Annotated in this window: 13 protein-coding genes; 8 read left to right on the plus strand and 5 right to left on the minus strand. The window is 61.7% G+C overall.

Features of this window, described 5'->3' with window-relative positions; genetic code table 11:
• Positions 1-71: 71 nt before the first annotated feature.
• The 3 genes from clpA to phaP all read right to left on the minus strand — a co-directional run bounded on the left by clpA (position 72) and on the right by phaP (position 3,682).
• A complete protein-coding gene (gene clpA / locus AAC029_RS10475; RefSeq protein ID WP_339747265.1) occupies positions 72-2,387 on the minus strand; it encodes an ATP-dependent Clp protease ATP-binding subunit ClpA in 2,316 nt (771 codons plus the stop codon).
• 4 nt (positions 2,388-2,391) lie between these two features.
• Entirely contained in the window at positions 2,392-2,721 is a 330-nt protein-coding gene (gene clpS, locus AAC029_RS10480) for an ATP-dependent Clp protease adapter ClpS (protein WP_339747267.1), read from the minus strand.
• 217 nt (positions 2,722-2,938) lie between these two features.
• The gene (gene phaP, locus AAC029_RS10485; protein ID WP_339747269.1) at positions 2,939-3,682 is read right to left on the minus strand and encodes a TIGR01841 family phasin; all 744 of its coding nucleotides are present in this window, start codon (positions 3,680-3,682) and stop codon (positions 2,939-2,941) included.
• 163 nt (positions 3,683-3,845) lie between these two features.
• On the opposite strand from phaP, the gene AAC029_RS10490 reads away from it, so the two are divergent.
• The 6 genes from AAC029_RS10490 to rpmG all read left to right on the plus strand — a co-directional run bounded on the left by AAC029_RS10490 (position 3,846) and on the right by rpmG (position 12,382).
• Positions 3,846-5,138, plus strand: coding sequence for a D-alanyl-D-alanine carboxypeptidase (locus AAC029_RS10490; protein ID WP_339747271.1), 1,293 nt, complete (start codon positions 3,846-3,848; stop codon positions 5,136-5,138).
• 119 nt (positions 5,139-5,257) lie between these two features.
• On the plus strand, positions 5,258-7,954 hold the full coding sequence (gene topA, locus AAC029_RS10495; RefSeq protein WP_339747273.1) for a type I DNA topoisomerase: 2,697 nt from the start codon (positions 5,258-5,260) through the stop codon (positions 7,952-7,954).
• A 5-nt stretch (positions 7,955-7,959) separates the two neighbouring features.
• Positions 7,960-10,218: a ribonuclease R gene (rnr, locus tag AAC029_RS10500; protein ID WP_339747275.1), complete on the plus strand. Its 2,259-nt coding sequence runs from the start codon at positions 7,960-7,962 to the stop codon at positions 10,216-10,218.
• Positions 10,215-10,895: an NUDIX hydrolase gene (locus AAC029_RS10505; protein ID WP_339747277.1), complete on the plus strand. Its 681-nt coding sequence runs from the start codon at positions 10,215-10,217 to the stop codon at positions 10,893-10,895. The genes rnr and AAC029_RS10505 overlap by 4 nt, the downstream gene beginning before the upstream one ends.
• Before the next feature lie 57 nt (positions 10,896-10,952).
• Positions 10,953-12,131: an MFS transporter gene (locus tag AAC029_RS10510; protein WP_339747279.1), complete on the plus strand. Its 1,179-nt coding sequence runs from the start codon at positions 10,953-10,955 to the stop codon at positions 12,129-12,131.
• An 83-nt stretch (positions 12,132-12,214) separates the two neighbouring features.
• On the plus strand, positions 12,215-12,382 hold the full coding sequence (gene rpmG / locus AAC029_RS10515; protein WP_339747282.1) for a 50S ribosomal protein L33: 168 nt from the start codon (positions 12,215-12,217) through the stop codon (positions 12,380-12,382).
• A 112-nt stretch (positions 12,383-12,494) separates the two neighbouring features.
• Here rpmG and AAC029_RS10520 read toward each other — a convergent pair whose 3' ends face one another.
• Both AAC029_RS10520 and AAC029_RS10525 read right to left on the minus strand, forming a co-directional pair.
• Positions 12,495-13,859, minus strand: a complete 1,365-nt coding sequence (locus AAC029_RS10520; RefSeq protein ID WP_339747284.1) for a PleD family two-component system response regulator — start codon at positions 13,857-13,859, stop codon at positions 12,495-12,497.
• 11 nt (positions 13,860-13,870) lie between these two features.
• The gene (locus AAC029_RS10525) at positions 13,871-14,236 is read right to left on the minus strand and encodes a response regulator (RefSeq protein WP_339747287.1); all 366 of its coding nucleotides are present in this window, start codon (positions 14,234-14,236) and stop codon (positions 13,871-13,873) included.
• Between the two features lie 191 nt (positions 14,237-14,427).
• Between AAC029_RS10525 and AAC029_RS10530 the strand changes: the two genes are divergently transcribed.
• On the plus strand, positions 14,428-15,342 hold the full coding sequence (locus tag AAC029_RS10530) for an ROK family protein (RefSeq protein ID WP_339747289.1): 915 nt from the start codon (positions 14,428-14,430) through the stop codon (positions 15,340-15,342).
• Complete coding sequence (locus AAC029_RS10535) at positions 15,339-16,616, plus strand: DNA polymerase IV (protein ID WP_339747291.1); 1,278 nt, start codon at positions 15,339-15,341, stop codon at positions 16,614-16,616. Before AAC029_RS10530 ends, AAC029_RS10535 begins: the two co-directional genes overlap by 4 nt.
• Positions 16,617-16,645: the final 29 nt, after the last annotated feature.

Genomic DNA, 16,645 nt, shown 5'->3' on the forward strand with positions numbered 1-16,645 from the left:
ATTTCCTGCAACGAAAAACGGCGCCCCATCGGAGCGCCGTTCTCTTGTTGTCTGGAGCGTGAAGTGGAAGCCTAGACTTCGACCTTCTTGCCCTTTTTCCCGGCCTTGGCATTGCGTGGCAGCAAGCGGTCGCCCGGAGTGATGTGGAAGTCGAGGCGGGTGTCGTCGGCCGGGTCGGTATCGACCTTGACCAGTCCACCCTTTTTGAGCTCACCGAACAGGATCTCGTCGGCCAGGGGCTTCTTGATATGCTCCTGGATGATCCGGCCCAGCGGCCGAGCACCAAAGCGGCTGTCATAACCGCGCTCGGCGAGCCAAGCTGTCGCATCGGGGGTCAGTTCGAAGGTCACGCCGCGATCGGTGAGCTGGGCTTCCAGCTGCAGCACGAATTTCTCGACGACGCGGCTGATCGATTCCGGCCCGAGCGGCGCGAAGGGAATGATCGCGTCGAGACGGTTGCGGAATTCCGGCGTGAACAGGCGTTCGACAGCCTTGTCGGCCTCGTCATCCTTCTTGCCACGCCCGAAGCCGATCGCTTCCTTGGCGGCGTCAGAGGCGCCCGCATTGGTCGTCATCACCAGGATGACATTGCGGAAATCGACCTTCTTGCCATTGCTGTCGGTCAGCGTGCCGTTATCCATCACCTGCAGCAGGATATTGAACAGATCCGGGTGGGCCTTCTCGATTTCGTCGAGCAGCAGCACGCAATGCGGATGCTGGTCGACGCCATCGGTGAGCATGCCGCCTTGGTCGAAACCGACATAGCCCGGAGGCGCACCGATCAGGCGCGAAACGGCGTGGCGCTCCATGTATTCCGACATGTCGAAGCGCAACAGCTCGACGCCAAGAATATCGGCCAGCTGTTTGGTCACTTCGGTCTTGCCGACCCCGGTTGGACCGGAGAAGAGATAGGAGCCAATCGGCTTGTTGGGCTCGCGCAGACCGGCGCGGGACAGCTTGATCGCCGTCGAGAGACGGTCAATCGCATCCTGCTGGCCGAACACGACCCGGCCCAGATCGACGGGCAGGCTCTTGAGCACCTGGGTGTCGTCCTTGGAGACGGATTTCGGCGGAATGCGGGCCATCACAGCGACCACGCCTTCAACTTCCTTGACGCCGATGGTCTTCTTGCGCTTCGAGGCTGGCATCAGACGCATTTGCGCCCCGGCCTCGTCGATGACGTCGATCGCCTTGTCGGGCAATTTGCGGTCGCCCATATAGCGCGCCGACAATTCGACAGCGGTTTTCAGCGCTTCATTGGTGAAGCGGACATCGTGGAAATCCTCGAAATAGGATTTCAGCCCCTGCAGGATCTTGATCGTATCCGGCACAGACGGCTCGGGCACGTCGATCTTCTGGAAGCGGCGGGCCAGAGCCCGGTCTTTTTCGAAATGCTGACGATATTCCTTGTAGGTGGTCGAGCCCATGCAGCGCAGACCGCCCGATTGCAGGGCCGGCTTCAGGAGGTTGGACGCATCCATCGCGCCGCCGGAGGTGGCCCCGGCACCGATCACGGTGTGAATTTCGTCGATGAAGAGCACCGAATCCTCGGTTTCTTCCAATTCCTTGACGACCTGCTTGATGCGTTCCTCGAAATCGCCACGATAGCGGGTGCCCGCCAGTAGCGAGCCCATATCGAGCGAATAAATCGTCGCATTGGCCAGGACGTCGGGCACTTCTTTTTCGACGATCTTGCGGGCGATACCTTCGGCGATGGCGGTCTTGCCAACGCCGGGATCGCCAACCAGGAGCGGGTTGTTCTTACGGCGGCGGGCGAGCACCTGGATGCAGCGTTCGACCTCGGCGTCACGGCCGATCAGGGGATCGACCTTGCCGGCTTTCGCCTTCTCATTGAGATTGACGCAATAGGCGGTCAGCGCATCGCCATCCTTGCGCGCTTCCTCGGGCTCCTCGACGCCGCGCACGACTTTCTGGTCGGCAGCGCCGGGCTTGCGACCGATGCCGTGCGAGATGAAATTGACCGCGTCGTAGCGCGTCATATCACGCTCGGCGAGGAAATAGGCGGCATGGCTTTCGCGCTCGGCGAACAGGGCGACCAGGACATTCGCCCCGGTGACTTCTTCGCGACCGGCGTTTTGGACATGGATCACGGCGCGCTGGATAACGCGCTGGAAGCCCGCAGTCGGCTTGGCGTCTTCCTCGTCATCGACCACGAGTTCGGACAGTTCGTTATCGACATATTCCACCAGGGTGGAGCGCAATTCGTCGAGATCGACGTCACACGCCTTCATCACCGCATTGGCGTCGCCATCGTCCACGAGGGAAAGCAGCAGATGCTCAAGCGTCGCAAATTCATGACCGCGCTCATTGGCATAACCCAAGGCCCGGTGAAGACTGTCTTCCAGATCGGCTGAGAAAGAGGGCACCACGCTATTCCTTTTCCATCGTGCACTGGAGCGGATGTTGAGCCCGTCGTGCGGCGTCCATGACCTGGGCTACCTTTGTTTCGGCAACCTCATACGTGTACACGCCGCACATTCCGACACCGGTTTGGTGGACATGCAGCATGATCGTCGCTGCATCCTCGGGGGATTTGCGAAAGATCCGAACTAGGACCTCTACGACAAACTCCATTGGCGTATAGTCATCATTGAGTAGCAGAACACGGTAAAGCGAAGGTTTCTTGGTTGCCGGTCGCGTCTTGAGAGCGAGCCCATGCTCCTCCTCATTCCCTGCATCATCTTGTTTTCGTTCGGTCATATTAAAATCATATTTGAAAGACAATTAGGGTTATTTCGGGCCAAGGATAGGCCTTGTCGTGGCCAGAGGGAAGAGTTTGCCCTCAGCAAACCGGCATTTGAGTGTGTCTGCGATTCTCTTTTCGACCCAACGGATCTGGGTAGCCTGAGCCCAAAAAGAAAGGGCCCGGTGTGAAACACCGGGCCCAGGCAGGGAGAAACTTGTCAGTCTGCGGCGTTTAGCGCTGCGACTGGGCCAGCTCGGCAACAGCGGCGAAGCGGGTGTTCAGTGGCTTCGCGCCGTCCTTGACCAGGCCGGAAAACAATTCAGTCGTCTTGTTCAGTTCAGCAAGATAGCTGCCCATCGCCGATTTGGCGTAGTTGGACTGGATCTCGAAGATTTCCTGCATCGATTTGGCCGAAGACAGGGCCTTCGTAGCGGCAACGCCCTCTTCCATCGCCGACTTGGCGTAGGCGGCGGCATTGGTGCCGGCCGTCTCAAGGCCTTTGCCGGTCACGGTGGCGGAAGCGATCACAGCTTCGACCGTATCCTTGTGAAACGCGGTCGCTTCGTTGACGGCGGACAGGGTCTTTTCCATGCCGTCTTTGAAGCTGTCATTGGTGGCGGCGGTCATTGTTTCGATGGTGTTGTTCATGATCTTGCTCGTTTTTGTCTGGGCCGTCTTGGCGGATTTGCTGAGGGCCGGTTTCGGTTTGGCCGGTGCAGCGGGCTTGCTGACGGCCAGTTTTGGCGTTTTCGCTGCAACAGGCTTGCTGGCAACGGTTTTGGTTTTTGCGGCCTGCGTCTTGGCAGCAGGCTTGGTGCGTGCCGCTGGCTTGGTGGGCAGGGGCTTCGCAGGAGAAGCAGGTTTCGCGACAACAGCCGGCTTGGCGGCTTTCGGCGCGGCTGCTTCAACCACCGGTGCTTTCGCTTCGGCAGCGATTACAGGGGTTTCAGCGGATTTATTATGAGTGTCGGTCATGGCTCGCTTCTTGAATTGCTGCATTGGCTCTTCGCAGTCGCAACATATCTAATCCCCTACCCTTGCAGGGTCAAGCGGTATTTTGTGCAGTGCAGCATTTTATTTTCCGAACCACAAACCAGGCTTAACCGAGTGGAAACTCCGTGCGAGGGAGACTGGGGGCATGATCACGCGCCCTCTCCATTTCGCCGCCGTCCTCCTGCTCGTACTCAGCTGGCTGGCTCCGCTCTCGCCGGCGCGGGCGGACACGTCGCGCTATGCCGCCTTCGTCGTCGACCAGAATACCGGCGTCGTCCTGCATTCGCGCCAGTCGGAAGCAACGCGCTATCCCGCCTCGCTGACCAAGATGATGACGCTCTATCTGCTGTTCAATGCGATCGAGACAGGCGAGCTTGAGCTTAACGACCAGATCCGCGTCTCGGCCCATGCCGCCAATGCCGCGCCCTCGCGGCTCGACCTGCCCATCGGCTCGACAATTTCGGTTGAGGATGCGATCCGTGCCCTGGTGATCCGCAGCGCCAATGATGTGGCCGTCGCGGTCGGCGAACGGCTCGGCGGCACAGAAACCGCCTTCGCGACCATCATGACGACCAAGGCGCGCGAGCTGGGCATGCCGGGCACGACATTCCGCAATGCCTCAGGCCTGCCGGACTCCCGCCAGACAACGACGGCGCGAGACATGGCGCGGCTCGCCATCGCGCTGCAACGGGATTTTCCGAGCTTTTTCCATTATTTCGATGAGACACGCTTTGTCTGGGATGGCCGCACCTACCGCAATCACAACACGCTGGTTGGCCGAGTCGATGGCGTTGATGGGCTCAAGACCGGCTATATCCGCGCGTCCGGCTTCAATGTCGTGGTCTCGGCGACACGCGGCGAACACCGTCTGGTCGCTGTAATCATGGGCGGCCCGACCGCTGCCTCCCGCGACGCCCATGCCGAAGAATTGCTCGATGCTGCGTTTTCCTCGCTGGAACAACGCGACGACCGGCGCCTGTTCGCTGCCCTCTCCTCGCCGCGCATCAATCCTATCCGGCAGCAAGAGCTGATCGCCCAAGACGTCGCCGCCCTCAATCTCGATTCGCCGATTGAGATGGGATCAGCGCAAGCCGCACCGCCCCTGCGCATCATTCTGGCCGATGAGAGCTCGGAACTGACCGCACAGCCGGCTGCCGAGCCCACGAACCCCACCGGGACGACGCTGCTGCGTGGTGCCTGGTCGGTTCAGGTCGGCGCCTATAATTCGGCGGCGGCAGCGCGCGACCGCCTCGACCGCGTTACACCGGCCTCTTCTATATTAAGACTGGCCCAGCCGGCCGCCCGGTCGGTTGATATCAATGGCAATCGCCTGTGGCGCGCCCGCTTCGAATCGCTAACGGCCGACGAGGCCGCCAATGCCTGCGCCGAGCTCGGAGCCCGCAACGAGCCTTGTTATACAGTCGCACCCGGCCGCTAACTTCATCGCCATTACAGGCCAAAAGCCGCCTGTCGGTTGACTTAGCCTGCCCGCTCGCACACTTTCCGGCGCCTTGACCTCAGCCTGGTCACCCTCATCCCGCCCCGGAAATGAACCCGATGAATGTTGTCGTCGTAGAATCCCCTGCCAAAGCCAAGACCATCAATAAGTATCTCGGCTCGGACTTTATCGTGCTGGCCAGTTTCGGCCATGTGCGCGATCTGCCGGCCAAGGATGGATCGGTCAAACCGGACGAAGATTTCGCGATGATGTGGGAAATCGATCCTGCCTCCGCCAAGCGCGTCAAGGCCATTGCCGACGCGCTCAAGGACTCCGACCGTCTGATCCTCGCGACTGACCCGGATCGCGAAGGCGAGGCGATTTCCTGGCATTTGCTCGAAGCGCTGACCAAGCGCAAGGTTCTCAAGGATGTGAAGATCGAGCGTGTCGCGTTCAACGCGATCACCAAACAGGCCGTGCTCGACGCGATGAAGCATCCGCGCGCCGTCGATATGGAATTGGTCAACGCCTATTTGGCCCGCCGGGCGCTGGATTATCTGGTCGGCTTCACCCTTTCGCCGGTGCTGTGGCGCAAATTGCCGGGCTCGCGTTCCGCCGGCCGTGTCCAGTCCGTCTCCTTGCGTCTGATCTGCGACCGCGAACTGGAAATCGAGAAATTCCGCTCCGAGGAATACTGGTCGGTCGATGCCGATATCGCTTCGGGCAGCGACACCTTCCGCGCCCGCCTCGTCACCCATGACGGCAAGAAGCTGCAGAAAATGTCGCTCAAGGACCGCGCCATGGCCAATGCGGCCGTTGCAGCGATTGACGCCGCCAGCTTCACCATCAGTGCCGTCGAAGCCAAGCCGACGCGGCGCAATCCGCCACCGCCTTTCACCACCTCGACACTGCAGCAGGAAGCCGCACGCAAGCTGGGCTTTTCCGCGACCCGCACGATGCAGACGGCGCAGAAACTGTATGAAGGTGTCAATCTGGGCGGAGAGACCACCGGTCTCATTACCTATATGCGGACCGACGGCGTCTCGATCGATGGCAGCGCCATCAATCAGGCCCGCGATGTAATCTCACGCGAACATGGCGCGCTCTATGTGCCGTCAGCGCCGCGCGTCTACGTCACCAAGGCCAAGAATGCCCAAGAGGCTCACGAAGCCATCCGGCCGACCAGTTTCTCGCGCCTGCCGGAATCGCTTCATCTCGACGGCGATATGGCGCGCCTCTACCAGCTGATCTGGCGCCGTGCCATGGCAAGCCAGATGGAAAGCGCCCGTTTTGAGCGGACAACAGTTGATATCTCGAGCACTGACCGCAAGACCGCCCTGCGCGCTGTCGGTTCGGTGCTGTTGTTTGACGGTTTCCTGGCCCTTTACCAGGAAGGCACGGATGACGAGGAAGACGAGACTGAAGCGCGTCTGCCCAAAGTCGTCGCCGGCCGCGATGTCGGCATCGCCAAGACCCATGCCGACCAGCATTTCACCCAGCCACCACCGCGCTTCACCGAGGCTTCCCTGGTCAAGCGCATGGAAGAGCTCGGCATTGGCCGTCCATCGACCTATGCCTCGACACTGCAGGTCCTGTCGGCGCGCGAATATGTCCGCCTTGAGAAGAACCGTTTCTATCCCGAGGACAAGGGCCGGGTCGTCACCGCCTTCCTCGAGAACTTCTTCGCGCGCTATGTCGAGTATGATTTCACCGCCGCGCTGGAAACCCAGCTCGACAAGGTTTCCGCCGGCGAACTCGACTGGAAGCAATTGCTACGCGATTTCTGGACAGATTTTCGCGCCGCCATCGACGAGATCGGCGAATTGCGCATCACTGCGGTACTCGACGCGCTGAACGACGCGCTGGCACCGCATATATTCCCGGAAAAGGAAGACGGCAGCGATCCGCGCCTCTGCCCGTCCTGCAAGGAGGGCACGCTGAGCCTGAGGCTTGGCAAATTCGGCGCCTTCTTGGGTTGTTCGAACCATCCCGATTGCAAATTCACGCGCCAAATGAGCCCGAACGATGAAGGCGCCGGCGATAGTGATCGCGAAATTACCACCGATCCGGTCACCGGCTCGATCATCATGTTGAAGAATGGCCGTTTTGGCTGGTATCTCGAAATTCCCGGCGAGGACGAAGACGCCAAACCAAAGCGCGCCTCCATCCCCAAGGGCTGGGATCCACAGACATTGACCGACGAACAGGCGATCAAGCTGATCGCCCTGCCGCGCACGATTGGCGCTCACCCGGAAGATGGCGAGCTGATCACCTCAAATATCGGCCGCTATGGTCCCTATGTTCACCATGGCAAGACCTACGCCAACATCCCCAATGTCGAGGACGTGTTCGATATCGGGCTCAACCGGGCTGTCGCCGTTTTGGCCGACAAGAAGGCCGGCGGCGGACGTCAGAATTCCGCCACGACGCTGAAAGATCTCGGCGAGCATGACGGCAAGCCCTTGCGCATCATGAGCGGACGTTTCGGTCCCTATGTGAAGTATGAGAAGATCAATGCGACCCTGCCCAAGGGCACCGATCCGGAAACGGTGACGGTCGAGCAGGCCATGGAATGGGTCGAGGCCCGCGCCGCCAAGGGCGGCAAGCCGAAGAAGAAGCCGGCAGCCAAAAAAACGGCCGCGAAAAAGAAGGCTCCGGCCAAGAAGAAAGCGCCGACCAAGGCCGCTGCGGCCGATGCTGATGGCACCGCGAAGAAGGCGCCGGCAAAGAAAGCTGCGGCCAAGAAGCCTGCTGCCAAAAAGCCCGCCGCGAAAAAGCCGGCGGCGAAGAAACCAGCTGCCGGAAAGGCGGATTAATCGCGGTGAGCGACAACGAAGAGACCCCTTCCGGCTTCAGCCGAGAAACCCTGATTGAGGCCATCAAGCTTGGCGCCGGAAGTTTCGACAAGCGCGGCATTGCCCGCGCCCTCGGCCTCAAGACCGGCGAGCAGAAAAACCAGCTCAGACAGGCGCTCGGAGCCCTCGAAGCCGAAGGCGTGATCCGGCGCGACGATCAGCGCAATTACGCCCTGGCCGGCGAATTGCCGGCTGTGTGCGTGGTCGAGATCACCGGCCGCGATATTGACGGTGAATTACTGGCCCAACCGGCCCGCACCGAGGGCAAGGTACCGCTGATCCGGCTTGCGCCCGGCCAAGGCGCTGGCGGCCGCGGTGAGGCCGCGCTCGGCGTTGGCGAGAAGGCTCTGGTACGACTGACTGCCGATGGTGAGGGCGGCTACGAAGCGCGCCTGATCCGCAAGCTGGGACATTCGGTCCAGAAGATTCTCTGCGTCCTGCGCAAGCCGGCCAAGGGCCCCTACCGCCTGATCCCGGTGGATCGCCGCTCACGTCATGAACTCGTGCCGGCCAAGGGCGAATCCGACAAGGCCAATGATGGCGACCTGGTCGTGTGCGAGCTCGCCAAGGAACGCCGAAACGGGTTGAAGACCGCCACGATTCTCGAAGTCCTCGGCGATGTCGACTCGCCCGGTGCCGGCAGCGTCATTGCGCTGCATTCCCATGGCGTGCCGATGGGTTTCACCGACAAGGAAATGCGCGAAGCCGAGACCATGAAGTCGGCAAAGCTGCAGGGCCGCGAAGACCTGCGCGCTCTGCCTCTGCTCACCATCGACCCGGAAGATGCCAAGGACCATGACGATGCCGTCTGGGCCGCTGCCGATACCGATGCCAAAAATGAGGGCGGCTGGGTGGTTATGGTCGCCATCGCCGATGTCGCCGCCTATGTCACGCCGGGCAGCGAGCTGGATCGCGGCGCGTTCAAGCGTGGCAATTCGGTCTATCTGCCCGATCGCGTCGTGCCGATGCTGCCCGAGCGCCTGTCCAATGATCTGTGCTCCCTGCGCGAGGGCGAAGAACGCCCCTGCCTCGCGGTCCGCATGGTGTTCGACCGCTATGGCAACAAGAAGAGCCATAAATTCGTGCGCGGCTGGATGAAGTCAGCTGCCAAGCTCTCCTATAACGACGCCCAGGCCGCGATAGACGGCACGGGCGACGCCAAGGCGAATGCCTTGCTCGACACCGTCTTGCGGCCGCTCTGGAGCGCCTATGCGGCGCTGTGTATCGCTCGCGCCAAGCGCGAACCGCTTGAGATTGATTCGCCTGAACGGCGTGTCCGGGTCGGCGCCGACGGCAAGGTGACCGGCATCGAACTGCGTGAGCGCTTCGATGCCCATCGCCTGATCGAGGAATGCATGATCCAGGCGAATGTCTGTGCCGCAGAAACCCTTGAAGAAAAGCGCGTTCCACTGATCTACCGGGTCCATGAAGAGCCCTCGCGCGAGAAAATCGACTCGCTGGCGGACTTCCTGCCCAATGTCGGTTTGAAATGGACGCGTGGTGACAAGATCGCGACCAGCCGCTTCAACAATCTGCTCAAGCAGGCCAAGGGCGGCGAGCATTATGAGACGGTGAATGAAGTCGTGTTGCGAAGCCAGTCCCAGGCTGTCTATCACACTGCCAATCAGGGCCATTTCGGGCTGCATTTGCAGCGCTACGCCCACTTCACCTCGCCAATCCGGCGCTATGCCGACCTGACCGTTCACCGCGCCCTGATCCGCGCCCTCAATCTGGGCAATGACGGCCAGAGCGATGAAGAACGTAGCCGGCTGAGCTCAATCGCCGAGGAAATCACCCAGTCGGAACGACGCGGCATGGCGGCGGAACGCGATGCCGTGGACCGCTTTGTTGCGCTCTATCTGGCCGATCATGTCGGCGGCGAATTCCCGGGCCGCATCACGGGTGTGACGCGGTTTGGCGCCTTTGTCCGCCTGGCTGCAACCGGGGCTGACGGTCTGGTGCCGATCAGCCGGCTCGGCGAGGAGCGCTTCGTCCATGATGACCGCGCCCACGCCTTGATCGGCGAGCAGACCGGCGGCCGCTACCGGCTTGGCATGTCTGTGACCGTGCGGATCGAGGAAGCCACCCCGATCACCGGCGGCTTGCTGCTCGACATGATGACCGAAGCCGAGCCCGGTCCACGCCCCAAGCGCGGCAGCGGACGGATCGCTCCGGCCGGCGGACGCACGGGCGGACGGCCGTGGAAGAAGGGCAAGCGGCGGTGAGTGACGAGACCCGCAAAGTCGCCGTCAAGGCGCTGAGGCCACGTCTGGCGGCCTCGCTGATCCTGACCCGTGGCGGGCATGGCAAGACCGAAGTGCTGATGGGGCGCCGTTCGGCACGCCATGTTTTCATGCCGAATAAATATGTGTTTCCAGGCGGCCGGGTTGATCGTGCCGATCTGACAGCGCCGCTGGCCGAGGATCTCGCTTCCGACATTCTGGCCGTGATGAGCCGGATCCTGCCGGAGCGCCGGGCCCGCGCTGCGGCGATGGCGGCGGTGCGCGAAACCGCTGAAGAGACAGGACTTTTGATCGCACGCGAAGGTGTGATCCGTTCGCGGCATGGCAATTGGGCGCCGTTCCGGGCCTCCGGCGTTGTGCCGGACCTGTCAGGCCTACGCCTGATCACCCGTGCAGTGACGCCGCCGGGCCGGACGCGGCGCTTCGACACTTGGTTTTTCACCGCTGATGCCAGTGCCTTATGCGATGATCGGGCACCTCAGCCGAGCTCCGAGCTTGAAGATGTGCAATGGGTATCACTGACCCAAGCGCAAAATCTGGATCTGCCGATGGTGACACGCTTCGTGCTAGCCGAACTGGAGCGGGCCCTGCCCCCTTCACCTCAGCCAACCCGTTGGATTCGTGACGTTCGTGGCAAGATGTGGGTTGAGACCCTGTGACTGGATCACGTGCAGATTTGCGCTGACGTATAGCGCGAGCTTGCGTATAGCTGAGCCATGTTCGCGCTGCTCAACGCTCCTCAATACGGCAATAACCGCGCCCTGATCGCTGCGATCAGCTGTGCCGCCGTGTGCGGCATTGTGTTCGGCCTCTCCATGCCGTTGATTTCGTTGCGGTTGGAGCACATGACCGGTTCCGGCCTCTTAGTTGGCTTGAATGGCGCAGCGGCCGCAGTCTCGACGCTGGTAATGGCACCGCTGGTGCCGCGGCTGATGACAATGGCGCCGGCACGCACGCTGGTGACCGGTTCCCTGGCCGTCGCGGCAGCTATCTTCCTGCTCTTCCCATTCCTGCCGTTCGTTACCCCCTGGTTTATCCTTCGCTTCGCGATGGGTTGCTTCATAACTGTTGTTTTCATCGTCTCCGAAACCTGGATCAACCAGATCGTGACGCCGCGCCGCCGCGCTTTCATGCTCGGGATTTACGGCACCGCCTTGGCCGGCGGATTCGGGATTGGCGGATTGCTGTTCGCGGCGTTTAGCACGGCGGACAATCTGCCCTTCTATCTCGGCAGCGGCATCTTCCTGCTCGGCATCGTACCGATTGCCCTGCTCAAGGGCCCACAGGCCCTCGCCCCGGCGCGCGAAGACTCCTCGATGAGTGCGATCCTCGGCGCCGCCAGATCGGCGCCTGCGGCCATTCTGGCGGGCCTGGCCTTCGGGGCAATTGAAACCCTGATCTTCTCGATGCTGCCGGTCTATGCCGACCGCATCGCGCTTGATCCGGTCTCGATCGGGATGATGGTGTTTGCCGTCGCGATGGGTGTGTTGTGCTTCCAGATCCCGCTCGGCTGGATCGCGGACCGGACCGGACGCCGCAGCACCCTGCTCGTCATCGCCCTGATTGCCACGCTCGGGCCTGCCCTGGTCTGGATCGCCGGCACTCGGCTCGACCTGCTTTTGCCGATCCTATTCATCCATGCCGGGGTCGCCAGCGGGCTTTATACGGTGGGATTATCGCTGCTGGGCGAACGCTTTACCGGCGGACGGATTGCGGCGGCGAATGCGGGCTTCGTTTTCGCCTATGGGCTCGGCTCACTCCTGGCACCGCCGGCGGCGGGCGTGGCGATGGATGGATTCGGTCCGGCCGGGCTTTTGGTCGTGCTCGCCGTCAGTGCGGGCGGCTATCTGCTCTTCCTTGCTGCGACACACCTGAAAGCGGCGCGCCGCAGTTGACACTTGCCGCCCCTTGCGTATGTTCGCGCGCTCTCGCGACGGCATGGGGCCGACCGCGCGCGCAGCATCAGGACGACTGAGCCATGGCGAAACCAACTACAATCAAAATCCGCCTGAACTCCACGGCTGGCACGGGATTTTTCTACGTGACCAAGAAGAATGCGCGCACCATGACCGAAAAGCTCGTGCTGAAGAAGTACGACCCGGTTGCCCGCAAACACGTTGAATTCAAAGAAGGCAAAATCAAGTAAGACGAATTTGCGTCTGACTTGCCAAGCGTAGATCAGGCCGCAGCACGCGCTGCGGTCTTCTACGTGTTTGTGCCGCGCTCTGGCGGCCGTTTCAGGACATGGCCAGCCGGGATCAAGCCGCTTCGTTGGCCGCCGCTTCGACGCGATTGCGACCATCGCCTTTGGCCGTGTACAGCGCCTCGTCGGCCCGGCGCAGCAGTGCATCGGCATCCTCGCCGACCCGCGCTTGGGCAAAACCGATACTGACCGTCACCGGCGCCGTTTGACCATCACCGACCAGGAAGGGCTCGGCAGCGATCGACGCCCGCAGGCGTTCCGAGGCGATCCGGGCTTCGGCTTGACCGGCACCCGGCATCACAATCACGAATTCCTCACCGCCATAACGCGCCGCCAGATCGAGCGCGCGCAGATCGCGCATCAGACGATCGGCAAAGCTACGCAAAACGCGGTCGCCGCCCTCATGACCGAAACGGTCATTGATCGATTTGAAATGATCGATATCGGCGATCAGCAGCGAAACCGGGGCACCACCATTATTGGCGCTCTCGACGGCCTGGCGAAGGCGGGACGCGATATAGCGGCGATTGTGCAGCCCCGTCAACGGATCGGTGATCGCCATTTCCAGGCTCTCATCGAGTTGACTGCGCAAGCGGTCGGCATAGCGTTTGCGGCGCAATTGCGTACTGACGCGCGCCATCATCTCGCCAGCATCAACCGGCCGATGGATGATATCATTGACGCCAATATCGAGCGCCCGCACCGCATTGGCGACATCGCCCGGATTGAGCACCGCAATGATTGGCATTTGGCGCGTCGCAACATCGGAGCGGATGCGCGCACACAGCCGCAGACCGTCAAACGCCGGGCTGGTCAGATCGATCACCAGAAGATCGGCATTCTTGCGCGCGGCGGCGATACCAGCGGCAGGATCGAGTTCAACCTGAGTACGCACCTGCGGCGGCATCGCGGCTGCATAGCGGGTGGCGGCGCGTACATCGCCACTGATGATAATCGCTTGGGCGACAGCAGCGTCATCGCCGACCGGCTCGGACATGATCGAGTTGAGCGCATCGCTGGATTCGCGAAAGCGCAATTCATCGAGCACGGTTTTCAAACGCAGGAGCGAGCGCACCCGTGCAAACAGCGTCACATCATCGATCGGCTTGGTAAGAAAATCATCGGCACCCGATTCCAGGCCACGAATGCGGTCGTCGCGCTGATCGAGCGCGGTCACCATCACAACGGGGATATGGCGGGTGGCCGGGTCATGTTTGAGCCGGCGGCAGGTTTCATACCCGTCCATGCGCGGCATCATGACATCAAGCAGAATCAAATCGGGCTGTTCGACCCGGGCGACCTCGATGGCGGCAAAGCCGTCCACAGCGGTGCAGACGTCGAAATACTCGGCCTGCAGCTTGGCCTCAAGCAGACGGACATTGGCTGGCTGGTCATCGACGACCAGGATTCGCGCGCTCATGGCATCGACTCCTAATCGAGGAACTGGCGGACGGTCTCGATAAAGGTGGTGACCGTGATCGGCTTCGAGAGATAGGCTTCGCAGCCCCCCTGCCGAATCCGCTCCTCATCCCCCTTCATCGCAAACGCCGTTACTGCAACGATCGGAATCGCGCACAACGTCTCATCATCCTTCAGCCATTTGGTGACTTCAAGCCCGGAAACCTCCGGCAATTGAATGTCCATCAGGATGAGATCTGGCAGGTGTTCGCGGGCCATTTCCATGGCCTTGAATCCGTCCTTGGTCTGCAAGGTCTCATAGCCATGAGCCTCGAGCAGATCGTTGAACAGCTTCATGTTCAGCTCGTTATCTTCGACAATCAGCACCTTTTTGGGCATGACCTGCAGCATGTCGATGACGCGCTTCCCGTTGTTTGAGCGCTTATAACGCGCCTGTTGAACCCCATCGGCACTAAACCCGATCTTCCTTAACCAACAATGAGTCAGCGGCCACTTTCATCGCCAAAAGGAACAAGATAAGAACAAATATCAGCATTGCCAGTATATCGGCAGCGGAAGGTGGCGAAAGCATGATTCGAATCGGCATCGACCTTGGTGGTACGAAAATCGAAGCCATCGCGATGGACCCCGCAGGTGCGATCGTCGAACGGCTGCGCGTTCCGGCACCGCAAACCTATCGCGGCTGCCTCAAGGCCATCGCCGATCTGGTGGCCGCGATCGAGCGCGAACATGGCAAGGGCGCCCGCGTCGGGATCGGTCACCCCGGTTCAATCAGCCCCGCTACCGGATTGATGCGCAACGCCAATTCGATCTGGCTCAATGGCGAGCCATTCGCGCGCGATATCGAGGGGGCGCTCGCCCGCCCGGTGCGGCTGGCCAATGATGCCGATTGTTTCACCCTCTCCGAAGCCGTCGATGGGGCCGGTGAAGGTGCCGGGATCGTGTTCGGGATCATCCTGGGAACCGGGGTTGGCGGCGGCATTGCTATCGACGGGCAATTATTGCGCGGTGCCCAGGGCATTGCCGGCGAATGGGGCCATAATCCACTGCCCTGGCCAAACGAATCAGATGAGCCCGCAGCGCCCTGCTGGTGCGGCCAGTCAGGTTGTCACGAAACCTGGCTCTCCGGACCCGGCCTTGCGCGCGACCATGCCAGCCGCAATGGAGGCACGCTGAGCGCGGCTGAGATCTTCGCGGCCGCCGAATCGGGCGATGCCCCGGCGCGCCTCACCGTCGATCTGCATGGCGACCGGCTGGCGCGCGGGATTGCCAGCGTGCTCAACATTCTCGACGCCGACGTCGTTGTGCTCGGCGGCGGCGTTTCAAACGCGCCGGGCCTGGCACAGCGGGTCACGGTACGCCTGCCCGATTTCCTGTTCTCTGACACGGTGCGCACCCGCATCCTCATCCACCGGCATGGCGACAGTTCCGGCGTGCGTGGCGCGGCCTGGTTGTGGCCGGTTGAATCGGCACAGGCACCATGAGCAATCCGGGCTATTGCCGCGCCTGCCTGACACCGCTGGCCAAGCCGGTTGATGCCTGCCCGGCCTGCGGTTCGCACCGGCATTTGTTTCATGCCGAGCTCGGCACGCTGTCGATTGCCCATATTGATTGCGACGCCTTCTACGCCGCCGTCGAAAAACGCGACAGGCCTGAACTGATCGACAAGCCGGTGATTATCGGTGGCCGCCAGCGCGGCGTTGTCTCGACCTGCTGCTATGTGGCGCGGATGTATGGCGTGCATTCGGCGATGCCGATGTTCAAGGCGTTGAAGGCCTGCCCGGACGCGGTCGTGATTGGCGGTGACCACGCCAAATATGCCCGCGAGGGCGGGCGCATCCGCGAGATGATGCGCGATGTGACGCCGCTGGTGGAGCCGCTCTCGATTGACGAGGCTTTTCTCGACCTGACCGGCACAACACGTCTGCACGGCGCGCCGCCGGTGCTGACCCTGCTGCGGCTGCAGCGCCGGATTCAGAGCGAGGTCGGGATCACGGTTTCGGTCGGTTTGTCCTTCAACAAATTCCTCGCCAAGACCGCCTCCGACCTCGACAAGCCGGACGGGTTTGCGGTGATCGGTGAGGCCGAGGCGATGGATTTTCTCGGGCCGCGCCCGGTGCGCTCGATTTATGGCGTCGGGCCGGCCTTTGCGGCCAAGCTGGAACGCGACGGCCTGCGCACGCTCAATGATATCCGCCGTCACAGCGATGCTGAGATGGCGAAACGATATGGCGATTTCGGCTACCGACTGGCGCGTCTGGCGCGCGGCGAAGACCATCGCAAGGTCGAACCGGAGAGCGAACGCAAGAGCGTCTCCTCGGAAACGACTTTCAATACCGATCTGGCCGAGCTGAAAGCGCTGGAGGACCAACTCTGGCGCCAATGCGTCAAAGTCGCAGACCTCATGAAAGCCAAGGCCATCTCCGGCTCGGTGGTGACGCTGAAGCTGAAGACGGCAGACTTCCGCAGCCGGACCCGCCGGCGCACCCTCAACGAGCCGAGCCAGCTGGCCGACACCCTGTTCAAGGTCGGGCGTGAATTGCTCGCGCCCGAAGTGGACGGCACCCGCTTTCGCTTGATCGGAATCGGATTTTCGACGCTGCAGGACCAGGTTGGCGATAGCGGCGATCTGCTCGACCCAAACGCGATCCGCCGCGCCACAGCCGAGCGCGCGATGGACAAGGCGCGGGCCAAGTTTGGCGGCGATGCTGTGGTCAAGGGGCGGGCGTTGAAACCGAAGGCACAGCGGAGCGAGTGATTGCATCGCCGTCCGTCCTCGCCTATTTC

Source organism: uncultured Maricaulis sp. (assembly GCF_963975345.1).
Classification (GTDB): domain Bacteria; phylum Pseudomonadota; class Alphaproteobacteria; order Caulobacterales; family Maricaulaceae; genus Maricaulis.